The following is a 19,431-nucleotide window of genomic DNA, read 5'->3' on the forward strand; positions in this document are numbered from 1 at the left end:
CTGTTCGCTCGCGCCTGCCTGGGCTGCGGTGCTAGGGCAGCGCATAGGCCTTGAATAGCATCTTGGTCGTATCACTAGCCCCACCCAGGTATTTGCCGTACGCCTGTTCGATCTCACCCGAGCGGTACATATTGCTCAACACGCTATCAACCAGCAGGCGAAAGTCTTCATCGCCACGCTTAAGCACCAACGACGCCGGCGCCGAAGTGAAGGTGCGGTCGAGCACCATCAACTGCCCGGCCACGTCTTGGGTCTGCAGCAGGTTATTGAGCAGCATGCGTTCGGCGAAGAACGCATCGGCCTTGCCCTCGGCCACCTGTTGCACGCCCTGTTGGTTGTTCTCCACGGCGACCAGGGTCGCCACCACACCGAGGCGATTCATCTGCTGGCGAATCCAGTCCACCGTGATGCTGCCGGCGACGGCGGCGTAGGTCTGGTTGGACAAGCCGCGATTGACCGTCGCCCGCCAGGTCGGGCCGACGTGCGCCTCCTCGCCGTTCAGCGCGCGGCGCAAGGCCTCGGGCGCATCTTTGCGCAGCAGCGCCGAGAGGCCGGCGGTATACACCGGCACCGAGAAGCTCACCGACTTGCGCCGCTCCAGGGTCTCCGGGGTCGGCGTGCAGAGGATGTCGACCTGGCCCGAGCTGACGGCGCTGATCTGCTCGCTGGGTGTCAGCGGCTGGTAGCGCACCTGCAGATTGGGCAGCGCCAGTTCGGCCTTGAGGCGCTCGGCGATCTTCAGGCACAGGTCGATGGCGTAGCCGCTGACCTGCTCGCCCGCCGCGCTGCTGAACGGGACGAAGTCAGGCAGATAACCGAGGGTGAAGGTGTTGCTGCTGCGCACGCGCTCCAGCGTGTTCGCGGTAGCCAAGGTCGGTACGGCGAGCAGGCCGGCGAGCAGCAGACCGAGCGATGTGCGGAAAACCGGATTCATAGGCGGATCCCTCCGGCGTCCGCCAGCCTGGGTGGCGGTGTGGTGACGAAGAACTTGGCGATCGAGCCGTAGAACAGGTAACCGATGGCCAGCACCAGGGTGCCGCCGAACACCGCGTCCTTGCCGCAGGAGTACAGGGCGTAGAACGAGTAGGCCAGCGCCACCATCAGGATCAGGCTGTTGCGGATGTAGATCGTCGGGCCGACGCCGACCTTGTACATGATCACCAGCAGGCCGGTGAGGGCGGTCACGTAGGGAATCAGGTTGGTCACCGCGGCCAGGCTGACCAGCTTGCCGAACTGCGCGCTGGCGTTGGGTGAGATGGTCGATAGCGCCATAACGGTCTGCAGCACGCCGCAGACGAGCATGCCGAGCACCGGCGCCTGCATGGCGGTGAGGCGGCCGAAGATTTTCGGGAACATGCCCTCATCGGCAGTCATCTTGGCGGTCTGCGCCAGGGTGAACTGCCAGCCGAGCAGCGAACCGATGCAGGCGATCACCGCCAGCACCATGATGATGTTGCCGACCGTAGGGTTGAACATCTGCGCATAGACCAGCGCGAACGGCGCCGAAGAGTTGGCCAGCTCGGGGTTGGGGATGATGCCCTGGATGACGGTGGTCGACAGCACGTAGACCACCGCCGCACCAAGGGTGCCGAACAGGCAGGCGAGCGGCACGTTGCGCTTGGGATTCTCCACCGCATCGGAGGCCTGCGCCGCCGATTCCATGCCGAGGAACGCCCACAGCGTCAGCGGGATGGTCTGCCCGACGGCTTCGGCGATGGGCAGCTGGTTGGGGTTCCACGCCGCGACGAACACCTCCGGCTTGAACCAGAACCAGCCGATCAGGCTGAGCCCGGCCACCGGTATGATCACCCCCCAGACGCTGATCGCGCCGATCTTGCCGGTGATGCTCGGCCCGCCGAAGTTGGCGACGATGGTCAGCCAGATCAGACTCACCGTGCCGACGAACAGCGGGATCGCGTCGCTGCCCAGCCAGGGAATGAAGGCAGTCATGTAGCCCACCGCTGATATCGCCACGGCGACGTTGGCGATGGCCAGCGACAGGAAGTACAGGTACGAGCAGAGGAAGAAGCCCGACTTCGAATGCGCCTCTTCGGTGTAGGCCGACAGGCCGCCCGAGCGTGGGCAGTAGATGCCGCACTGGGCGAAGCTGTAGGCGATCGCCATCGAGCCGATCGCGGTGATCACCCACGACAGCAGCGACACCGCGCCGAGCTGGGCCATGCTGGTCGGCAGCATGATGATGCCTGAGCCCATCATGTTCACCGCCACCAGGGTGGTCAGCCCGGCGAGGCTCATCTTCTTGCTTGATTCAGCCATCGCAGAATCCTTGCGTTGTAGTCCGGGGTTCGGCGGCGATCGATGCGTCGTGCCAGGTCGACTATCAGTCTGGCTGAAATTGGCCGAAGTGAAGGCGATCCCTGCGAATCACGACATCGGCGTGCCATTCACGGCAAATCGCCGTACGCAAAAAGCCCGGCACATGTCCGGACTTGGGTTTCTTCGGGCTACACCTACCAGAGGTGGCGGTAGCCCAGATTCACCGCCGAGGACTCTTCGAGGTCATCGCCGCTGGCGTGCTCGATATCTAGGCAAACCTTCTGTGGCGGCTATGTGCAGCAGGTGTTCGGTGCCGATCAGGCCTTCCTGACCGGGGCGGTGGCCGCCAGCCTGGTCACCTGGTTCACCTTCCTGCCGTCCTTCCTGTTCATTCTCGCGGGCGGCCCGTTGGTGGAGTCGACCCACAACGAACTGAAGTTCACTGCGCCGCTGACGGCTATCACTGCCGCCGTGGTCGGGGTGATCCTCAACCTGGCGTTGTTCTTCGGCTACCACGTACTCTGGCCGCAAGGCTTCGAGGGGACTTTCGACTGGCCGTCGGCGCTGATTCCCCACCGGCAGCTAAGGGTCGTCTGCTGCCAGTCATCACCGGCCGGAATCGACCCGCAACGGACGTTCGCGAGAGACAGAGATCGGCCAGAAGCGTCCGATTGGGCATCGCTGAGTGATCAATTCTAGTGGTGACCCCGCATATATCCGCGGCAATCAATCCCGGCACTGGACGCATCCTTCCTGCCCGGCGGTGCATGCCTACCCCGCTGCGCCGGCTCAGTCGCGCGCGCGGCTGAGCACGTAGTCGTGATCCTTTTCGGTGGTGGCGCTAGCTGGCGCTCGGGTTCGCGAGAATGCGGTACGTGCAGCGGCGGTCGCCGGCGAGGAAGTGCTCGACGCGTTCGACGGTGACGGCGTCGCCGAGCACCTCGCGAAACAGCGTCAGCTCGCCGCCGCAGAGCCGGGGGCAAAAGTGCGCGGCCTTGGCGATCGCACAATGGTTTTCCACCAGTTCGATGGTCCCGTCCTGAGCCGGCCGGCACTCGGCCATGAAACCTTCCTCGCAGCGAATCCTGACCAGGGCGGCCACCCGCTGGTCGAGCGGCAGGTCCTGGCGGGGCATCTGCGCGCGATAGGCGGCCACTTGCTTGCGTGTCCAGCCGTCGGTCAGGCGTTCCAGGCCTTCTTCACCGAAGGTGCTCTGCACCACCTGCAGCATCTCGACCGCCAGCCCCGCGTGGTGATCAGGGAAACGCGCATTGGCCTTCGGCGTCAGCCGCCAGATGCGCGCGGGGCGGCCAATCTTGCGCTGCTCATCGCTGAACTCGACCAAACCCTCGCCGTAGAGGACGGAAAGGTGCTGGCGCACGGCCATGGCCGTCACGCCTAGTTGCTGTGCGACCTGCGCCGTGGCCTGGGGGCCGTCCCGCTTGAGCAGGAAAAGGACCCGATCCCGACCGGAGCCGGGCGCCTCGGCATTCTTGCTGGCCACGCGCATCGCTGCTTCCATTTCCATACTTAGGAAAGTTCATTATTGACATTCGAGGGGCGACCGTCTAGCAGTGAAGTTTGGCGGCTCGGCAGCCCTGCCGGGGGCCTCGGCCGTAGCCTGGAGTGGCGCCATGAGTGAATTCGTCAGGGTCGCCCGCGTGGGCGACATTAAGCCGGGTAGCGGCAAGACCGTGTACCTGGGGGCTACGCCCGTCGCGCTGTTCAACGTCGCCTGCCAGTACTTCGCCATTCACAATAGCTGCCCGCACGAGGACGGCCCGCTGGGCGAAGGCACGCTCTGCGGCTGCGTGGTGACCTGCCCCGTGCACGCCTACGAGTTCGACGTGACCAACGGCGAATGCCTGACGGAATCGGCCTATCGGGTCGAGCAGTTCGAAGTGCGGGTGGAGGGCGACGACATCTTGCTGCGGCCCTCGGCGGAGGCCTGACGCGGGGCTGGTTTCGCTGCCCGGCGCTGCGCCCCGCGCCCCCCGCGAGCCGTAACCGGCGCGTGCGCGACCGCCCCCGAGTCAGCGAATTTTCCGAGTATCTATACTTTAAAAAGAATATAGTTGCTAAACATGGAGCTGCGCTTCACGGATGAGCGATCGAATCCTCCGTCATGGGTGACGAGGAGGGCAGTGATGAGCACTGATAATGCGAAGATCCGCGAACTCAGCAGTCGAGCGTATAAGTACGGCTTCGTCTCCGACCTGGAGAGCGACGCCGCCCCGCGCGGGCTCAACGAGGACATCATCCGCCTGATCTCGGCCAAGAAGAACGAGCCGCAGTGGCTGCTCGACTGGCGCCTGAAGGCCTACCGTCACTGGCTGACCATGCGCGAGCCGAGCTGGCAGAACGTCCACTACGCCCCCATCGACTACCAGGACATCATCTATTACTCGGCGCCCAAGCCGAAAACCCCGGGGCCCAAGAGCCTCGACGAGGTCGACCCCGAACTGCGCACGATGTTCGGCAAGCTCGGCATCTCGCTCGCCGAGCAGGAGCGCCTGACCGGCGTGGCGGTGGACGCCGTGGTCGACTCGGTATCGGTGGCGACGACCTTCAAGCAAAAGCTGGCCGAGGTCGGCGTGATCTTCTGCTCCTTCTCCGAGGCCGTGCAGAACCACCCGGATTTGGTGCGTAAATACCTGGGTTCGGTCGTCCCCTACAGCGACAACTTCTTCGCCACACTGAACTCGGCGGTGTTTTCCGACGGCTCCTTCTGCTACGTGCCCAAGGGGGTGCGCTGCCCGATGGAGCTGTCGACCTACTTCCGCATCAACGCCGCGGACACCGGCCAGTTCGAGCGCACGCTGATAGTCGCCGAGGACGACGCCTACGTGAGCTACCTCGAGGGCTGCACCGCGCCGATGCGCGACAAGAATCAGCTGCACGCGGCGGTGGTCGAACTGATCGCGCTGGATGATGCGCAGATCAAGTACGCCACGGTGCAGAACTGGTACCCGGGCGACGCCGAAGGGCGCGGCGGCATCTACAACTTCGTCACCAAGCGCGGCAAGTGCGCCGGCAGAAACTCGAAGATCTCCTGGACCCAGGTCGAGACCGGCTCGGCCATCACCTGGAAGTATCCGGGCGTGATCCTCCAGGGCGACGACTCGGTCGGCGAGTTCTACTCGGTCGCCCTGACCACCAACCACCAGCAGGCGGACACCGGCACCAAGATGATTCACATCGGGCGGAACACACGCAGTACCATCCTCTCCAAGGGGATCTCCGCCGGCCATGGGCAGAACACTTACCGCGGCCTGGTGAAGATCCAGAAGGGGGCGGCCGGCGCCCGCAACCATACCCAGTGCGACTCCCTGCTGCTGGGCAGCCAGTGTGGCGCGCACACCTTCCCCTATCTCGAGGTGAAGAACCCCAGCGCTCGGGTCGAGCACGAGGCCTCCACCTCGAAGATCAGCGAGGAACAGCTGTTCTACTGCCGGCAGCGTGGCATCCGCGAGGAAGATGCGGTGCCGATGATCGTCAATGGCTTCTGCCGCGAGGTGTTCAAGGAACTGCCGATGGAGTTCGCGGTAGAAGCCCAGAAACTGCTGGGCGTGAGCCTGGAGGGTTGCGTCGGCTGAGGGCCGAGGTTTGAAGGCTGAGGTGGAGCATGCTCGAGATCAGGAATCTGCACGCCAATGTCGAGGGCCGCGAGATCCTTCGGGGCATCACTTTGAGGATTGGCGCCGGCGAGGTGCACGCGATCATGGGGCCGAACGGCTCGGGCAAGAGCACCCTGGCCCAGGTGCTGGCGGGCCATGAGGCCTACGAGGTCAGCGGCGAGGTGCTTTATGAGGGCCGGGATCTGCTCGCCATGGCGGCGGAAGAGCGCGCGGTCGCCGGCATCTTCCTGGCGTTCCAGTACCCGGTGGAGATTCCCGGCGTCGGCAACCTCTACTTCCTGCGCACGGCCCTCAACGCGGTGCGCAGGCAGCGCGGGCTCGAGGAGCTCGACGCGCTGGACTTCCTCACGCTGGCCAAGGAGCGCATGGCGCTGGTCGAGATGGACCAGAGCTTCATGAGCCGCGCGGTCAACGAAGGCTTCTCCGGTGGCGAGAAGAAGCGCAACGAGATCTTCCAGATGATGATCCTGGAACCCAAGCTGGCCATCCTCGATGAAACCGACTCGGGCCTGGACATAGATGCGCTGCGCACCGTCGCCGCTGGCGTCAACGCGCTGCGGCGTGAAGACCGCGCGCTGCTGGTGATCACCCACTACCAGCGCCTGCTCGACTACATAGTGCCGGACCATGTGCATGTCATGGCCAACGGCCAGATCGTGCAGTCCGGCGACAAGACGCTGGCCGTTGAGCTCGAGAAGCACGGCTATGCCGGCTTCGAGCAGGGGCCGACAACCGGAGCCAGGCCATGAACGGCGAAGCGAGCACGGCGTTCCTCGCCCGCCTCGAACCCAGGGTCGACGGTCGCCAGCCGGTCTGGTTGGGGGATCTGCGTCGCGCGGCGTTCCACTGGGTGGCCGAACAGGGCTTTCCCACGGCCAAGGACGAGGCCTGGAAGTACACGCGAGTCGCGCCCATGCTGGCCATCCCGTTCCAGCCGGCCGGGCCCGGCGCGAGCCGGCAGCTGTCCGCCGCGAACGTCGAGCAGCTCTGCGGCGACCTCGGCGGCCCGCGGATGGTCTTCGTCAACGGCTATTTCGCCGCTGAACTCTCTGCGTTGAAGGGCCTGCCCCCAGGCGTCCAGCTGGGCAGCCTGGCCGCACTGCTCCCGGCCGACAGCGGGGCGCTCGAGGACCTGTTCGCCCGTGCGTTCCGCGCGCAACCGCAGGCCTTCACCGCGCTCAATGCGGCCCTCGCCGAGGACGGGGCCCTGGTGCGGATCCCCGCCGGCACCCGGGTCGAGGCGCCGATCCACCTGGTGTTTCTGTCGGCCCCCGGCACTACGCCGCTGGCGGCGCATCCGCGCGCCCTGGTGCAGGTGGGTGCAGGGAGCCGCGCGACCGTGGTGGAAAGCCACCTGGGTAGCGGGGTGGGGGTCTACCTCAGCAATGCCGTCACCGAACTGGTGCTCGAGGCTGGCGCGACGCTCGAGCATTACAAGCTGCAGGACGAGAGCACCTCGGCGTTCCATGTTGCGCTCCTTGGCGTGCGCCAGGCCGAAGACAGCCGCTTCGTCGCGCACTCCTCGGCACTCGGTGCGGCGCTGGCGCGGCAGGAGGTGCGGGTGCTGCTCGAAGGCCCCGGCGCCCAGGTCGTTCTTGATGGTCTTTACCTGCCCCGCGGCGAACAGCACCTGGACAACCAGACGTGCATCGAGCACCTGGCACCGCGCTGTACCAGCCGCGAACTCTATAAGGGCGTGATCGACGGGCGTGGCCACGGGGTCTTCGACGGGCGCATCATAGTGCGCCCGGGCGCGCTGAAGACGGATGCCAGCCAGACCATCAAGACGCTGCTGTTGTCGGCGTCGGCCCAGGCCAACACCCAGCCGCGGCTGGAGATCTTCGCCGATGAAGTCAAGTGCGCCCACGGCGCCGCCGTCGGCCAGCTGGATGAACAGGCCGTTTTCTATCTGCGTTCGCGCGGGATACCCGAGGCGGCGGCGCGGTCCCTGCTGACCTATGCGTTCGCCAGCGAGATGCTCGAACTGATTCGCCTGGAGCCGCTGCGGGCCCGGGTGGAGCGCCTGGTGGCCGCGCAGCTGCGGGGCCTGGAGGTGGCGGCATGAGCAACCTGGAAACCAGCCTGCAGACACCACCGCAACGGCTCGACCTCACGGCCGGCTACGACGTCGAGCGGGTGCGCCAGGCCTTCCCGATTCTTGCGGAGACGATCTACGGAAAACCCCTGATCTACCTCGACAGCGCTGCGACCAGCCAGAAGCCACAGGCGGTCATAGACGCGATGTCGCGCTTCTTCCTGAAGGAAAACGCCAACGTGCACCGTGGCGTGCACTATCTCTCGGTGCGCGCCACCGAGGAGTACGAGAAGGCGCGGGCGAAGGTCCAGCGGTTTCTCAACGCCGAGCACGTCGAGGAAATCGTCTTCGTCCGCGGCACCACCGAGGCGGTCAATCTGGTCGCGCAAACCCTTGGCAAGACCCAGGTCCACGCCGGCGACGAGGTGCTCATCAGCGCCATGGAGCACCACTCGAACATAGTTCCCTGGCAGATGCTCTGCGAGCAGACCGGCGCCCATCTGCGGGTGGCACCCATCGACGATGCCGGCGAACTCTTGCTGGATGAGCTGGAACGGCTGATCGGGCCCAGGACCAGGCTGGTGGCGGTCGCCCATGTCTCGAACGTGCTGGGGACCATCAACCCGATCCAGCGCATCGTCGAGCTCGCCCATGCCCGGGGCGCGCGCGTGCTGGTCGACGGCGCCCAGGCGGCCCCGCACCTGAGGCTCGACGTGCGCGCCCTGGGCTGCGACTTCTATGCCCTGTCGGGGCACAAGATGTACGGCCCCACCGGCGTAGGCGTGCTTTATGGCCGCCGCGAACTGCTCGAGGCGATGCCGCCCTACCAGGGCGGCGGCGACATGATCCTTTCGGTCAGCTTCGAAAAGACCCTCTACAACAAGCCGCCCTACCGCTTCGAGGCGGGCACGCCGAACATGGCCGGTGCGATCGGGCTCGGCGCGGCGATCGACTTCCTCGGCGAGCTGGGGGCGGAGGCCATCGCTGCCCACGAGCAGGCCGTGCTGTCCTACGCGCAGCAGGCACTCGCCGCGGTGCCCGGCCTCCGGCTGATCGGCACCGCGCCGGAAAAGGTCGGCGTACTGTCTTTCGTCCTCGACGGCATCCATCCGCACGATATCGGTACCGTCCTCGACCGCGAGGGTGTCGCGATCCGCACCGGGCACCACTGCGCCCAGCCGCTGATGCAGCGATTCGGCCTGGTCGCCACGGCCCGCGCCTCGCTCGGCTGCTACAGCACGGAGCAGGACATCGATGCGCTGGTGGCTGGCCTGGCCAAGGTCCGGGAGCTGTTCCAATGAACGGCGAGCTGCGCGATCTCTACCAGGACGTGATCATCGACCACGGCAAGCGGCCGCGTAATTTCCGCCCGCTGGAGGGCGCTACCCATACGGCGGAGGGCTTCAATCCGCTGTGCGGCGATCAGCTCAGGGTTTATATCCAGCTCGCGGACGGGGTGATCGAGGACATTGCCTTCCAGGGGGCCGGCTGTGCTATTTCCCAGGCTTCGGCGTCCTTGATGACCATGGCGGTCAAGGGAAAACGGCAGGAGGAGGCGCTGGCGCTGTTCGACCGGGTGCATGCGTTGCTCACCGAGGGTCCGGATGCCCAGGCGGCACCTGCGGAGCTCGGCAAGCTGGCGGTGCTCGCCGGGGTCTGGGAATTTCCGGTGCGGGTCAAGTGCGCGACGCTGGCCTGGCACACGCTGCGCAGTGCCCTTGAAGGGGGCAGCGCGCCGGTCACTACGGAGTAAGCCATGGCAACCGAGCGGCGTATTCCCGGCATCCGCCTCAGCGACGCGGCGCGGCAGGTCCTGCGCGACGCCCTGGCGGACGGCCGCAGCGGCTTGCTGCGGCTGAGGATCGACGAGCGCTTCGAGCATGAGCTGCTCTTCGGGTCCGGCACGGAGGGGGATCTCGCCGTCGAAACGGACGGCATCAGCCTGTGGCTCGACCCCGCGAGCGCGCGCCGGGCCGATGGGCTGGCCATCGACTACGTGCAGGAGCTGCGCGGCGCCGGTTTCACCTTCGACAACCCCAACCAGCCGGGCCACGCCCAGCGGATAGCGCTCAAGCGAGATTGCACGGCCACGCTGATTCCGCGCGGGGAGCCGCTACGGCTGGCACGGGGCGAGTGGGTCGTCGTGACCCAGGCGCTCGGCGGCAGCTTCACGATCAGGACCGCCAGCGGCCAGCTCGCGCGGATCGCAGCCGGCGAGGCCGACGCCCTGGGGCTGAGCATGCCCCAGGCGAGCGCCCAGCCGGCGTCCGGTACTTTGAACGTCCAGCAGGTCCTCGACGTGCTGCGGACCGTCTACGATCCGGAGATCCCGGTCAACGTGGTCGATCTCGGGCTGATCTACCAATGCCAGATCCAGCCGCTGGAAGGCGGCGGCCAGCGAGTCGCGATCAGGATGTCGATGACCGCGCCCGGCTGTGGCATGGGCGAGGTGCTGAAGGAGGAGGCGCGGGCCAAGGTCCAGGCGCTCCCCGGCGTCAGTCAGGTCGAAATCGAGCTGGTCTGGGAGCCGCCCTGGGACCAGAGCCGCATGTCCGAGGCGGCCCGCCTGCAGCTTGGTTTGTTGTGAGGGGCCCGAAGGAAGCAGTTCCAGAGAACCCATTGTGAGGAGCCAGTCATGAGCAACCGACTCGCCAATGAAACCTCGCCCTATCTGAGGCAACACGCAGAGAACCCGGTGGACTGGTATCCCTGGGGTGACGAAGCGTTCCGTCGTGCCCGCGACGAGGACAGGCCGATCCATCTGTCGGTGGGCTATGCCGCCTGCCACTGGTGTCATGTGATGGCCCACGAGTCGTTCGAGGACCCGGACCTCGCGCGCCTGCTGAACGAGCACTTCATCAACATCAAGGTCGACCGCCAGGAGCGGCCCGACCTCGACGACATCTACCAGAAAGTCGTGCAGATGCTGGGGCAGGGCGGTGGCTGGCCGCTGACGGTGTTCCTCACCCCGCAGCGCGAGCCGTTCTTCGGCGGCACCTATTTCCCGCCGCAGCCGAGCCACGGCCGGCCCGGCTTCGCCCAGGTTCTGCTCGGGCTGAGCGAGGCCTGGCGGAACAACCGCACGGCGCTGCGGCAGAACGTCGAACAGATCCACCAGGGCTACCGCCTCATGGCAGACCTCCAGTTGCAGGGTGATACGCCGCCGGAGCAAGACCAGCCGGCCGCGGCAGCCCGGTTGATTGCCAAGAGCACCGACCGCATCCACGGTGGCCTGGGGCAGGCGCCGAAGTTCCCCAACCCCTCCTGCCATGACCTGGTCCTGCGGCTCCATCAGCGCCTGGGCGAGCCGGACCTGCTGAGCTCCCTCGAGCTGACCCTTGAGCGCATGGCGGCCGGTGGCCTCTACGACCACCTCGGCGGCGGCTTCGCCCGCTATTGCGTGGACGAGCGCTGGGCCGTGCCGCACTTCGAGAAGATGCTCTACGACAACGGCCAGTTGGTGAAGCTCTATGCCGACGCCTATCGCGCGACCGGCAATCCCTCCTGGCGGCGCGTGTTCGAGGAGACGATCGACTACATCCGGCGCGATATGACCCATCCCGAGGGCGGCTTCTACGCCAGCGAGGACGCCGATAGCGAGGGTGAGGAAGGCAAGTTCTACGTGTGGACTCCGGTGCAGGTGCAGGCCGTCCTCGGCGCTGCGGACGCTGCCTTGGCCTGCCGGGCCTACGGCGTGAGCGCGGCGGGCAACTTCGAGCATGGCAGCACGGTGCTGCACCGCGCCGCCGCGCTGGACGCGGGGGAGGAGGCGCAACTGGTGGGCCTGCGCGAGAAGCTGTTGGCGGCGCGGGCCCAGCGCATTCGTCCGGGGCGCGACGAAAACATCCTCACCAGCTGGAACGCGCTGATGATCCAGGGCCTCTGCGCCGCCTACCAGGCCACGGGAAGCGCGGGCCACCTGGACACCGCGCGGCGCGCCGCCGAATTCCTCCAGGACCACCTTTCGACCCCCGAGGGTGGCCTGTACCGGGCGTGGCGCGAGGGCACGGCCAAGGTCCCGGGCTTCCTCGAGGACTACGCCTTCCTCGCCAACGCGCTGCTCGATCTCTACGAGTGCGACTTCGACCCGCACCATCTCGCCCGGGCCACGCGGCTGGCCGAACTGATCCTCGAGAAGTTCTGGGATGATGGCCTCTACTTCACCCCCGGCGATGGCGAGCAGCTGGTGCACCGGCCGCGCGCGCCGCACGACAATGCCTGGCCTTCGGGTACCTCGACCAGCGTGTTCGCCTTCCTGCGGCTCTTCGAGCTGACCGGTCGCGAGCTCTACCGCGAGCATGCCGAGCAGGTATTCGCCATGTACCGCGCCGCAGCCGCGCAGAACCCCTTCGGCTTCGCCCATCTCCTGGCCGCGCAGGACTTCGCCCAATGCGGCCCGCTGAGCGTCGTCATTGCAGGCGAGCGCGAGGCCGCCAGCGCCTTGCTGGCGAGCCTGCATCGGCGCTACCTGCCGGCACGGGTGCTGGCCTTCGCCGAGGACGTTCCCTTGGGCGCGGGCCGCACGCCACTCGCCGGACAAGCCACCGCCTATGTGTGCCGCAACCGCACCTGCGCTGCCCCCGTAACCAGCGCTGCGGCGCTGGTTGAGCGTTGCCTGGGTAAAAGCGCGTAGCCGAACCAGCGATGGAAAGCGCCAGGATGTCGAGCGCCTGGTACACCGCCGAAAAGCGACTGATCGCGTCGATCACATAAGTGCTGACGGAGACAGCGGTCAGTACGCCCAGTAGCAAGGTGACCGAATGGCCAGCCGCGGCCAGGGTGACATTACAGCCCCACATCCTCGTCGGTGTGAGCCTGGAGAGGATCCCCGGCGACACCACGATCTTTGATCCATGGCGCTTTCGTGACAGTGCAGGGTCTTATTGCCGCCGAGAAGCCGATAGGGAGCAAGGCAAACAGCGAAAGTCAGGCGCATAGTTGGACACTGAGGAGCCGAAGACATGAAGTGGGATATTCCGTTTCGTGACCGGGTGGAGGCGGGCCAGACCCTGGCCGCGGCGTTGGCGGCGTGGCGCGAGCAAGCCGATGTGCTCGTGCTGGCCTTGCCACGGGGCGGCGTGCCGGTCGCCTATGAAATTGCCAGCGCACTGGCCCTGCGGCTGGATTTGATGCTGGTGCGCAAACTAGGCACGCCCGGTCATAAGGAGCTGGCGATGGGCGCCATTGCCAGCGGCGGCGTGCAGGTGTTGAACGATGATGTCATCCGTCACCTGCACATACCCCCAGCGGCCATCGACGCGGCCGTGCAAGAGGAAGTTCTGGAGCTGCAGCGCCGTGACCTGGCCTATCGGGGCGAACGTCCCGCGCCAGCCGTGGCCGGGCAACGGGTGATACTGGTCGATGACGGACTGGCGACCGGTGCCACCATGCGTGCGGCGATTGCGGCGGTACGCCAGCAGGCGCCGGCGCGCATCGTAGTCGCCGTACCGGTCGCGCCCGTGGAGACGTTGGCGATGCTGCGCCCTCTGGTCGATCAACTGATCTGTCCGCTCGCCCCAGAGCCCTTCTTTTCCATTGGCCAGTGGTACCTCGATTTCGCCCAGACCACGGATGAGGAGGTGAAGACCTTGCTGAGCCAGGCTTGGCGGAGGGAACTGCGTGACGCTGCGCAATAGCCCTGCGCGCAGTCGCTGGAATGCCGGGTGACAGGCCGTAGTGCGTGATCGTGGAGGGCTGTTCTGTCTGCAAAGCAAAGACCTGAGTCTTGGCTAGTCGTGAGCCGAGTCAGGGTCTGTAGTGGACTCGCTGCGTTCCGAACAAGTCAGGATGACTTGCGAGGAGCCCGCTTAATTGGAGCCTATCGACATGAACCAAGAACAGTGGCTGCAACACCGGAGTCTGAGCTTGCCCCTGGCGGATGCCGAGTTGGACGCCGATCTGGCTCTGCCTGCCGACGCCAGCGGAATCGTGCTATTCGCCCATGGCAGCGGGAGCAGCAGGTTCAGCCCGCGCAATCGAATGGTGGCGGATTACCTCAATCACCTTGGGCTTGCCACGCTGCTCCTCGATTTGTTGACCGAGGACGAGCATCGCATCGATATGCTCAGCCGTGAGTTTCGGTTCGATATCGCGCTGTTGACGCGGCGGCTGCTAGCCGCGATCGACCACCTGCGCCACGACGAGGAGTTACGCCAGCTGCCAATCGGACTGTTCGGCGCCAGTACCGGCGCCGCCGCGGCCCTGAAGGCGGCTGCGGAGCGGCCGAGCGCTGTCGCGGCGGTGGTTTCACGCGGTGGCCGCACCGATCTGGCCGAGCCGGCACTGCAACAGGTCAAGGCACCCACCCTGCTGATCGTTGGCGAGTGGGATGACACCGTGCTGGCGCTGAACCGCGAGTCCGCCCGGCAACTGCAAGGCCCGCAGCGCTTGGAGGTAGTGCCGGGCGCGAGCCATCTGTTCGAAGAACCGGGCAAGCTCGAGGTGGTGGCCGAACTGGCCGGCAGTTGGTTGCTGAACCACCTGCAACCTCAGCCCGAATGAGGGGCGAGCCGCAGCACATCGATACGAAAATCCGTCTCGTAGGGGGGCACGTTGCATTCGATGATATCGCTAGGCGCCACCTGCAGACGCAGCCCGATGATGTCGGCCTGTATCGGCTGTTTGCACACGCAACGATCGACTAAGACCGCAGTGCGGATCTCGTTGGCACCCAGTTGCGCCAAGTAGCTGCTCGCGCGCAACAGAGAATGGCCCTCATACAGGACGTCGTCGACCAGTAGCAGGCGGGTTCGGGGCAGATCCAGTGTCGCCAATGCCGGGTTTTCGGTCAGCGCGGTTTGGGCATACAACAGCGTCAGATCATCGGCGTAGCGCTTCAATTTGAGCGGGTAGAGCGGCAACTCGGGCAACCTGAACTGTTGCACCAGGCGCTGTTGCAGCATGCGCGCCAGTGGCTCGCCGCGCCTTAGGATGCCGATCAGTACCGTTTGCCGCTGAGGGGAGAGTAGGGCGACTGTCTGCCTGGCCATCGCCTCCATGATGTTGTCGAGCTGCCGGGTTTCGGCTCCATAGTGGCCCCCAGGGGGATAGGCTGGTCTGTATAACGTTAGCTCAGCTCGGCGGGCTGCAGGCGACGTGCGGGAAGACAACCCTGTGCTGGTCGAATTTTCTCGGACGGCTCGAACAAAGAAGGGCCGCTCGATGAGCGGCCCTTCTTTGTTCCGCATCCAGCCAGTCGGTGAACGCCTCGAAGTTAGCGAACGAGGTGACCGGCTCACCGTCGAGCAGATTGACGATCGATGCCTTGAGGCCGTCTGCCAGCTCGCGAAAAATGTGGTTAGGCCGCTGGGTTGCCCTGTTAACGATTACGCTAAACCTCATTCTCGTCTGAGATTAGCTGCAAGGTGGTCGCCATCAGCGATGGCGACCACCTTCACCTGCCTTGATGCGTCACGATCCCAGATCAAAGTACGCATGACCAATATCGACACCCCCGAAAGCAAGCAGCCTTACGGCCAAATACAGGCCACCTTCGGGTGGCCTTTTAGCATTAGCGGGTAATACTTCTCTGTATAGGTGGGCGTGTTGCTGGTGGCGCGCGCCGCGGGGAGGTGTGAGGTGAACAAGCTATCAATTGTGGGTGCCGGTATGGTGGGTGAGGCGGCGGCTCAGATCATCGCCCGGGATGAGTTCTGTCGTGAGTTGATGTTGATTGATGTGCAGGGTGAGTTGGCACAGGGCAAGGCGCTGGACGTCTGGCAGGCGGCAGTTGAGTCAGGTTCTGATACCAGGGTTTACGGCGGGTCCAATGCCGAATTGCTGCAGGATTCTGACCTGGTAGTGATTACGGCGGGTGTGCCCCGCAAGCCTGGTCAGTCACGTCAGGATGTATTGAGTATCAATCTGCCAATTCTCGATAGCATCATGCTGGATATTAATCGTCATGCTCCGGCGGCGACGGTGTTGGTGGTGTCGAACCCCGTCGACGTGCTGACCTATCGGGCTTGGTGTCTCAGTGGGCTGGGACGCGACAGGGTGTTCGGGCAGGCGGGGGTGCTGGATACAGCGCGCATGAAGTGTTTTATTGCCGAGGAGACAGGGTTTTCTGCTCGGGATATCACGGCGCTGGTGCTGGGAGGGCATGGCGATAGCATGGTGCCGCTGATGCGATACTGTGCGGTCGGTTCGGTGCCGCTGTCTCACTTCCTGTCCAGTCAGCAGATAGAGCGGATTGTGGAGCGCACACGTCAGGGTGGCGGCGAGATTCTGGGTTTGAAGAAGCTGGGGAGCGCCTGCGATGCGCCGGGCGTGGCAATTTCACAGATGGTGGATGCTATCGCCAATGGGCGAAACCGCATTTTGCCGGCGGTCGCGATTCTCGAGGGCGAGTACGGGCGAACAGGTATTGCCATGGGTGTCCCCTGTGTGCTGGCAGAGGAGGGGGTTGCGCGGGTGATCGAGTTGTCTCTGGATGCGCAGGAGCAGGCGATGTTCGACCGCTCTGCAGATCAGGTGGTGCGTGATATTGCTGAAATGAATGCTTTGTGAGCGGGGGTATATGAGGGGGTTTGGGGCGCAAGGGGGGAGTGGAGCGCCGGTCCCTGGCGCTCGGGGTCATGGTGTTACCACGGCATGACGCCGCTGGGCGAGAGCCAGCGGACATTATCCGTTGTGTGTTTCGACTGTCCCCTTTCCCTATCAGGCCAATCCTGTTTGATCGTCCTCGCAGCTCCGGTTATGGCCGCTGCCCAGACAGGCTGGTTGATCATGGGTGCCGAATGTCCCGCATGTCGTTCTCCAGGAGGCGCGGCAAACGTACGCAAACCTCCAGCCCGCCCAGCGGCGACTCAACCAGTTGCTGCCGCGGTGCAGCTCGACCACCCGGCGCACGATCGACAGGCCCAAACCGGCGCCCTGACCCTCAGTAATTATTGACATGCAGCCAGGAACAAAAAGCTTCCTGCCGCTGAATCGGGTGACTGATGCCTGGGCGTCTCTTGAAAGCGCTGCCGCAGATGCTCTTTGCTATCTACGGCGCCATTGCGACACCCTCGAGGAAGCTCAGCTGGTTGGCCTGGAGGTGATTCCTGTGGAGCCGCTCGAAGGGGAGGCTGGCTACCCGGCCGCACCTGCCGACCGTCATAGGCTGAGCACAAGAACAGACCAGTAGGAAGGGACGCATGCGGCCCTTCCTACTGGTCAAGGCTGTATGCCGGCCCTACGCGGGCGAATAGTCGCCCCGTCCAGCCTTGGCCTTCACAAGGTCGCCGTCGTCATCTGTCGTCCGTCTTGGTTGACGATGGCGGCCGATACTCAGCGCTTTCCTCGGAGTTGGGCGCTTCGGGGAAATTCCCCGTGAAGATATGGGTCTGCAAGTCGCTGGCATCGATTTCGATGACGCCATGGACCGAACGGGCCAGCTCTATGGCCTGATCACACTGTTTATGGGTGTTCACTCGACCGCTCAACGTCACCATGCCGGCATGGGTTTTGACATTGATATGGTGGCTGCGTGTCGATTCGGAAAATGCCAGGGTCGACTTCACTTTGGCGGTAATCCAAACGTCGTGAACAGCCATGCCCAGATCATGGGAGTAATGCTGGAAGGATTGAATTTTCATGGCAGGATCCTCAATCGCGGAATCAGGCGTAACTTCGGTCCCGCCTGCTGCGCTGCCCTCTGCCCTCCAAGGCGAGTACCACGTATAACCTGGTTCGCCTTGGGGTCTCGCCACGCAAGCAAGCGCGCGGATTAATTATAGTACGCCCCTCGCTTGCGGCCGGGGCGCAGCGCCTTGCCGGCTAGGCTGGCAAGGACAGCCTGGCCGGCAAAACTCTGCCGGCGGCCAGTGCTGCCGTCCGGCCTAACCAGCAATCGATGCCCGTGAGAGATTGAGTGTTTGAAACTGACACTGCGAGGGCTCCTAAGAAGTGCCCTGCAGTTTGCAATTCGTATTCGGTGGCGAGGTGGTGTATCAGCCCCTTGTAGGAGCACCCAACTGAGGGAAGGAGTAGGGGAAGACTGAATCGCCCCTCGCTGGGTAGTAAAGCGGCTACTGCGCCACTATCCAGACGCTGAGACGGTACTCAGCCTTGGAAAATTTGAGAGTTCCTTGAGTCCACCTCACCGGACGACCCTCGGCGCGAACTCGCAATTCAGGTGCACTCGGCGGTACTGAGTTCTCGCATTGATAGATGAGCCCAAAGGCATCACGCATCTGTTCAGGCTCACAGGTTCCAACCAATCTGGAGCCACATGGGGAGATCGAACTGGAGTACGCGACGAGGCTCGCTGTGGGATGGCAGGAGGAGTGCAACTAAATCTTCACGAAAGTGCGGCATGCGATTTTTCAAAGAATTAGTTCTCGAAATCTCGACTTTTTAGTTCTGAGCGCTGCAAGCAATAACCACCGCTAGGCGTCCATAAATAACACTAGATTTAACATAATATTCATTATGCGAAGCCTAAGGATCGCAAGGCAGGCGCCCTGGATAATGAATCAGCACGCGTACGCCTCGTGTGGGTATGTCGCAGTTTCTTAAAAACAAGAAATTTTGCTTAAAAGAAATAATCTAAAAAAAAACAATAAGCTACGAAAACTTCATCGATTCTTGCTTGAGTATTCTCGTTTTAAGCGTGCGGTAGCTACTGGCGGTTTTCTCCAGCGTGCTGGCCTCATCACTCTGGCGATAACGCACCTTGGCCGTGGCAAGCAAGGCGTCGCTGGCGTCTTTACCGCCGATCCCCAGGCCCTTTCGGTGTCTGTGAGGCATGCACGCTCTAGAGCTACTGGCGCTACGCACATGGCTGCTGTGCCACCGGCGGCATGCCGAGAGAAACGATAGCTGATTCCGCCTGCTGCTGGACGAGGTGCGTCAGACCCTGGCCGAGGAACTGCTGGCCACCGGCGGCCTGACTCTGGAGGGAATCGCCGAACGCCTGGGCTATGGCGAAGTCTCCAACTTCATCCACGCCTTCAAGCGCTGGAAAGGCATCGCGCCGCACCGTTTCCAGCGCGGCACGGCCTGAACCTTACTCGGCGCGGGCCGGCGTCTTGGCCGCGGTGGCGCCCGTGGTGTTGTGCAGCAGGCTCTGGGGCGCCACCTGCAGGAAGGCCTCCAGACGTTTCTGAAGCTCCGCCTGCTGCGGCTCTCCCTCAGAACCTTTTGCTGGGCGCCAAGCTGGTACTGATAGAGACAGCCGCGACTACGGCCCCATGGCATTTCCACTCTCAGAGCACTGTGGGCACATCTCTACGCTCAGCAGCGAGACCGGCCACGAGGAGCTGCCGGACGTTTCCGGCAACGAACCCAGGCGCGCTTTCATTTCTCCGATTTTAAAGTTCGAACCACAAGCATAACTGGCTGTTTTTGTCTGATATTTTTCGCAAGGATAGCGCCACAGCTGCGTCAGGGCATACACTTTCTCGCGATATCACCTTCCAGGCTGCGAGGGTTACCGGCAATGCGGTGGAGCGGTTCGTGGATATCGGAGACGTAGTCGGCATGAGTTCCTGCTTC

The 19,431-nt window shown here is 64.2% G+C and carries 18 protein-coding genes and 3 pseudogenes; 14 read left to right on the top strand and 7 right to left on the bottom strand.

The features are described 5' to 3' along the window. Window positions 1-31 precede the first annotated feature (31 nt). Together NVV93_RS09965 and potE are read right to left on the bottom strand one after the other, a co-directional pair. On the bottom strand, window positions 32-934 hold the full coding sequence (locus NVV93_RS09965; protein WP_258250521.1) for an amino acid ABC transporter substrate-binding protein: 903 nt from the start codon (window positions 932-934) through the stop codon (window positions 32-34). After that, window positions 931-2,277, bottom strand: a complete 1,347-nt coding sequence (gene potE, locus NVV93_RS09970; protein ID WP_258250522.1) for a putrescine-ornithine antiporter — start codon at window positions 2,275-2,277, stop codon at window positions 931-933. Before potE ends, NVV93_RS09965 begins: the two co-directional genes overlap by 4 nt. A 279-nt stretch (window positions 2,278-2,556) precedes the next feature. Here potE and NVV93_RS09975 point away from each other — a divergent pair. Beyond that, a pseudogene (locus NVV93_RS09975) lies at window positions 2,557-2,847 on the top strand (chromate transporter); the annotation flags it as partial. A gap of 271 nt (window positions 2,848-3,118) precedes the next feature. Here the strand turns inward: NVV93_RS09975 and NVV93_RS09980 are convergent. After that, a complete protein-coding gene (locus NVV93_RS09980; RefSeq protein WP_258250523.1) occupies window positions 3,119-3,805 on the bottom strand; it encodes a metalloregulator ArsR/SmtB family transcription factor in 687 nt (228 codons plus the stop codon). Between the two features lie 106 nt (window positions 3,806-3,911). On the opposite strand from NVV93_RS09980, the gene NVV93_RS09985 reads away from it, so the two are divergent. From NVV93_RS09985 to NVV93_RS10020, 8 genes are all read left to right on the top strand, one after another. Further along, window positions 3,912-4,229 (top strand): Rieske 2Fe-2S domain-containing protein, encoded by a 318-nt coding sequence (locus tag NVV93_RS09985; RefSeq protein ID WP_258250524.1) that lies wholly within the window; start codon window positions 3,912-3,914, stop codon window positions 4,227-4,229. 195 nt (window positions 4,230-4,424) lie between these two features. Further along, on the top strand, window positions 4,425-5,873 hold the full coding sequence (gene sufB / locus NVV93_RS09990) for a Fe-S cluster assembly protein SufB (RefSeq protein ID WP_119893401.1): 1,449 nt from the start codon (window positions 4,425-4,427) through the stop codon (window positions 5,871-5,873). A gap of 29 nt (window positions 5,874-5,902) precedes the next feature. After that, window positions 5,903-6,664, top strand: coding sequence for a Fe-S cluster assembly ATPase SufC (gene sufC / locus NVV93_RS09995; protein ID WP_258250525.1), 762 nt, complete (start codon window positions 5,903-5,905; stop codon window positions 6,662-6,664). Beyond that, on the top strand, window positions 6,661-7,980 hold the full coding sequence (gene sufD / locus NVV93_RS10000; protein ID WP_258250526.1) for a Fe-S cluster assembly protein SufD: 1,320 nt from the start codon (window positions 6,661-6,663) through the stop codon (window positions 7,978-7,980). Before sufC ends, sufD begins: the two co-directional genes overlap by 4 nt. Then, window positions 7,977-9,251, top strand: coding sequence for a cysteine desulfurase (locus NVV93_RS10005; RefSeq protein WP_258250527.1), 1,275 nt, complete (start codon window positions 7,977-7,979; stop codon window positions 9,249-9,251). Before sufD ends, NVV93_RS10005 begins: the two co-directional genes overlap by 4 nt. Beyond that, a complete protein-coding gene (gene sufU, locus NVV93_RS10010; protein WP_119893405.1) occupies window positions 9,248-9,703 on the top strand; it encodes a Fe-S cluster assembly sulfur transfer protein SufU in 456 nt (151 codons plus the stop codon). Before NVV93_RS10005 ends, sufU begins: the two co-directional genes overlap by 4 nt. A 3-nt stretch (window positions 9,704-9,706) precedes the next feature. Continuing rightward, window positions 9,707-10,537 (top strand): putative Fe-S cluster assembly protein SufT, encoded by an 831-nt coding sequence (sufT, locus tag NVV93_RS10015; protein ID WP_258250528.1) that lies wholly within the window; start codon window positions 9,707-9,709, stop codon window positions 10,535-10,537. Between the two features lie 48 nt (window positions 10,538-10,585). Further along, window positions 10,586-12,583, top strand: coding sequence for a thioredoxin domain-containing protein (locus tag NVV93_RS10020; protein ID WP_258250529.1), 1,998 nt, complete (start codon window positions 10,586-10,588; stop codon window positions 12,581-12,583). Here the strand turns inward: NVV93_RS10020 and NVV93_RS10025 are convergent. After that, window positions 12,529-12,743: pseudogene (locus tag NVV93_RS10025) on the bottom strand (HupE/UreJ family protein); the annotation flags it as partial. The gene NVV93_RS10020 and the pseudogene NVV93_RS10025 overlap by 55 nt on opposite strands. A gap of 168 nt (window positions 12,744-12,911) precedes the next feature. Here NVV93_RS10025 and NVV93_RS10030 point away from each other — a divergent pair. Both NVV93_RS10030 and NVV93_RS10035 read left to right on the top strand, forming a co-directional pair. Next, window positions 12,912-13,586, top strand: a complete 675-nt coding sequence (locus tag NVV93_RS10030) for a phosphoribosyltransferase (RefSeq protein WP_119893410.1) — start codon at window positions 12,912-12,914, stop codon at window positions 13,584-13,586. A 190-nt stretch (window positions 13,587-13,776) separates the two neighbouring features. Beyond that, window positions 13,777-14,451: a dienelactone hydrolase family protein gene (locus NVV93_RS10035; protein WP_258250530.1), complete on the top strand. Its 675-nt coding sequence runs from the start codon at window positions 13,777-13,779 to the stop codon at window positions 14,449-14,451. On the opposite strand, the gene NVV93_RS10040 is transcribed toward NVV93_RS10035, so the two are convergent. Then, entirely contained in the window at window positions 14,439-14,948 is a 510-nt protein-coding gene (locus NVV93_RS10040; protein WP_258250531.1) for a phosphoribosyltransferase family protein, read from the bottom strand. The two genes, NVV93_RS10035 and NVV93_RS10040, sit on opposite strands and share 13 nt — an antisense overlap. 115 nt (window positions 14,949-15,063) lie before the next feature. Here NVV93_RS10040 and NVV93_RS10045 point away from each other — a divergent pair, with 115 nt between their 5' ends. Together NVV93_RS10045 and NVV93_RS10050 are read left to right on the top strand one after the other, a co-directional pair. Then, window positions 15,064-15,471, top strand: a complete 408-nt coding sequence (locus NVV93_RS10045) for a hypothetical protein (protein ID WP_258250532.1) — start codon at window positions 15,064-15,066, stop codon at window positions 15,469-15,471. A gap of 57 nt (window positions 15,472-15,528) precedes the next feature. Next, complete coding sequence (locus tag NVV93_RS10050) at window positions 15,529-16,458, top strand: malate dehydrogenase (RefSeq protein ID WP_258250533.1); 930 nt, start codon at window positions 15,529-15,531, stop codon at window positions 16,456-16,458. A gap of 725 nt (window positions 16,459-17,183) precedes the next feature. Here the strand turns inward: NVV93_RS10050 and NVV93_RS10055 are convergent. Further along, complete coding sequence (locus NVV93_RS10055; RefSeq protein WP_258250534.1) at window positions 17,184-17,531, bottom strand: BON domain-containing protein; 348 nt, start codon at window positions 17,529-17,531, stop codon at window positions 17,184-17,186. Window positions 17,532-18,501: 970 nt separating this feature from the next. Continuing rightward, window positions 18,502-18,684 (bottom strand): hypothetical protein, encoded by a 183-nt coding sequence (locus NVV93_RS10060; protein ID WP_258250535.1) that lies wholly within the window; start codon window positions 18,682-18,684, stop codon window positions 18,502-18,504. 76 nt (window positions 18,685-18,760) lie between these two features. Between NVV93_RS10060 and NVV93_RS10065 the strand changes: the two are divergent. Next, window positions 18,761-18,940 (top strand): annotated as a pseudogene (locus tag NVV93_RS10065) (helix-turn-helix domain-containing protein); the annotation flags it as partial. Window positions 18,941-19,431 lie beyond the last annotated feature (491 nt).

This window comes from Pseudomonas sp. LS44 (assembly GCF_024730785.1).
Taxonomy (GTDB): domain Bacteria; phylum Pseudomonadota; class Gammaproteobacteria; order Pseudomonadales; family Pseudomonadaceae; genus Aquipseudomonas.

What these genes read in the sequence shown, in the direction of transcription:
- NVV93_RS09965 (WP_258250521.1), bottom strand. Translation starts at nt 934, where the DNA reads ATGAATCCGGTTTTCCGCACATCGCTCGGTCTGCTGCTCGCCGGCCTG.
- potE (WP_258250522.1), bottom strand. Translation starts at nt 2,277, where the DNA reads ATGGCTGAATCAAGCAAGAAGATGAGCCTCGCCGGGCTGACCACCCTG.
- NVV93_RS09980 (WP_258250523.1), bottom strand. Translation starts at nt 3,805, where the DNA reads ATGGAAATGGAAGCAGCGATGCGCGTGGCCAGCAAGAATGCCGAGGCG.
- NVV93_RS09985 (WP_258250524.1), top strand. Translation starts at nt 3,912, where the DNA reads ATGAGTGAATTCGTCAGGGTCGCCCGCGTGGGCGACATTAAGCCGGGT.
- sufB (WP_119893401.1), top strand. Translation starts at nt 4,425, where the DNA reads ATGAGCACTGATAATGCGAAGATCCGCGAACTCAGCAGTCGAGCGTAT.
- sufC (WP_258250525.1), top strand. Translation starts at nt 5,903, where the DNA reads ATGCTCGAGATCAGGAATCTGCACGCCAATGTCGAGGGCCGCGAGATC.
- sufD (WP_258250526.1), top strand. Translation starts at nt 6,661, where the DNA reads ATGAACGGCGAAGCGAGCACGGCGTTCCTCGCCCGCCTCGAACCCAGG.
- NVV93_RS10005 (WP_258250527.1), top strand. Translation starts at nt 7,977, where the DNA reads ATGAGCAACCTGGAAACCAGCCTGCAGACACCACCGCAACGGCTCGAC.
- sufU (WP_119893405.1), top strand. Translation starts at nt 9,248, where the DNA reads ATGAACGGCGAGCTGCGCGATCTCTACCAGGACGTGATCATCGACCAC.
- sufT (WP_258250528.1), top strand. Translation starts at nt 9,707, where the DNA reads ATGGCAACCGAGCGGCGTATTCCCGGCATCCGCCTCAGCGACGCGGCG.
- NVV93_RS10020 (WP_258250529.1), top strand. Translation starts at nt 10,586, where the DNA reads ATGAGCAACCGACTCGCCAATGAAACCTCGCCCTATCTGAGGCAACAC.
- NVV93_RS10030 (WP_119893410.1), top strand. Translation starts at nt 12,912, where the DNA reads ATGAAGTGGGATATTCCGTTTCGTGACCGGGTGGAGGCGGGCCAGACC.
- NVV93_RS10035 (WP_258250530.1), top strand. Translation starts at nt 13,777, where the DNA reads ATGAACCAAGAACAGTGGCTGCAACACCGGAGTCTGAGCTTGCCCCTG.
- NVV93_RS10040 (WP_258250531.1), bottom strand. Translation starts at nt 14,948, where the DNA reads ATGGAGGCGATGGCCAGGCAGACAGTCGCCCTACTCTCCCCTCAGCGG.
- NVV93_RS10055 (WP_258250534.1), bottom strand. Translation starts at nt 17,531, where the DNA reads ATGAAAATTCAATCCTTCCAGCATTACTCCCATGATCTGGGCATGGCT.
- NVV93_RS10060 (WP_258250535.1), bottom strand. Translation starts at nt 18,684, where the DNA reads ATGCCTCACAGACACCGAAAGGGCCTGGGGATCGGCGGTAAAGACGCC.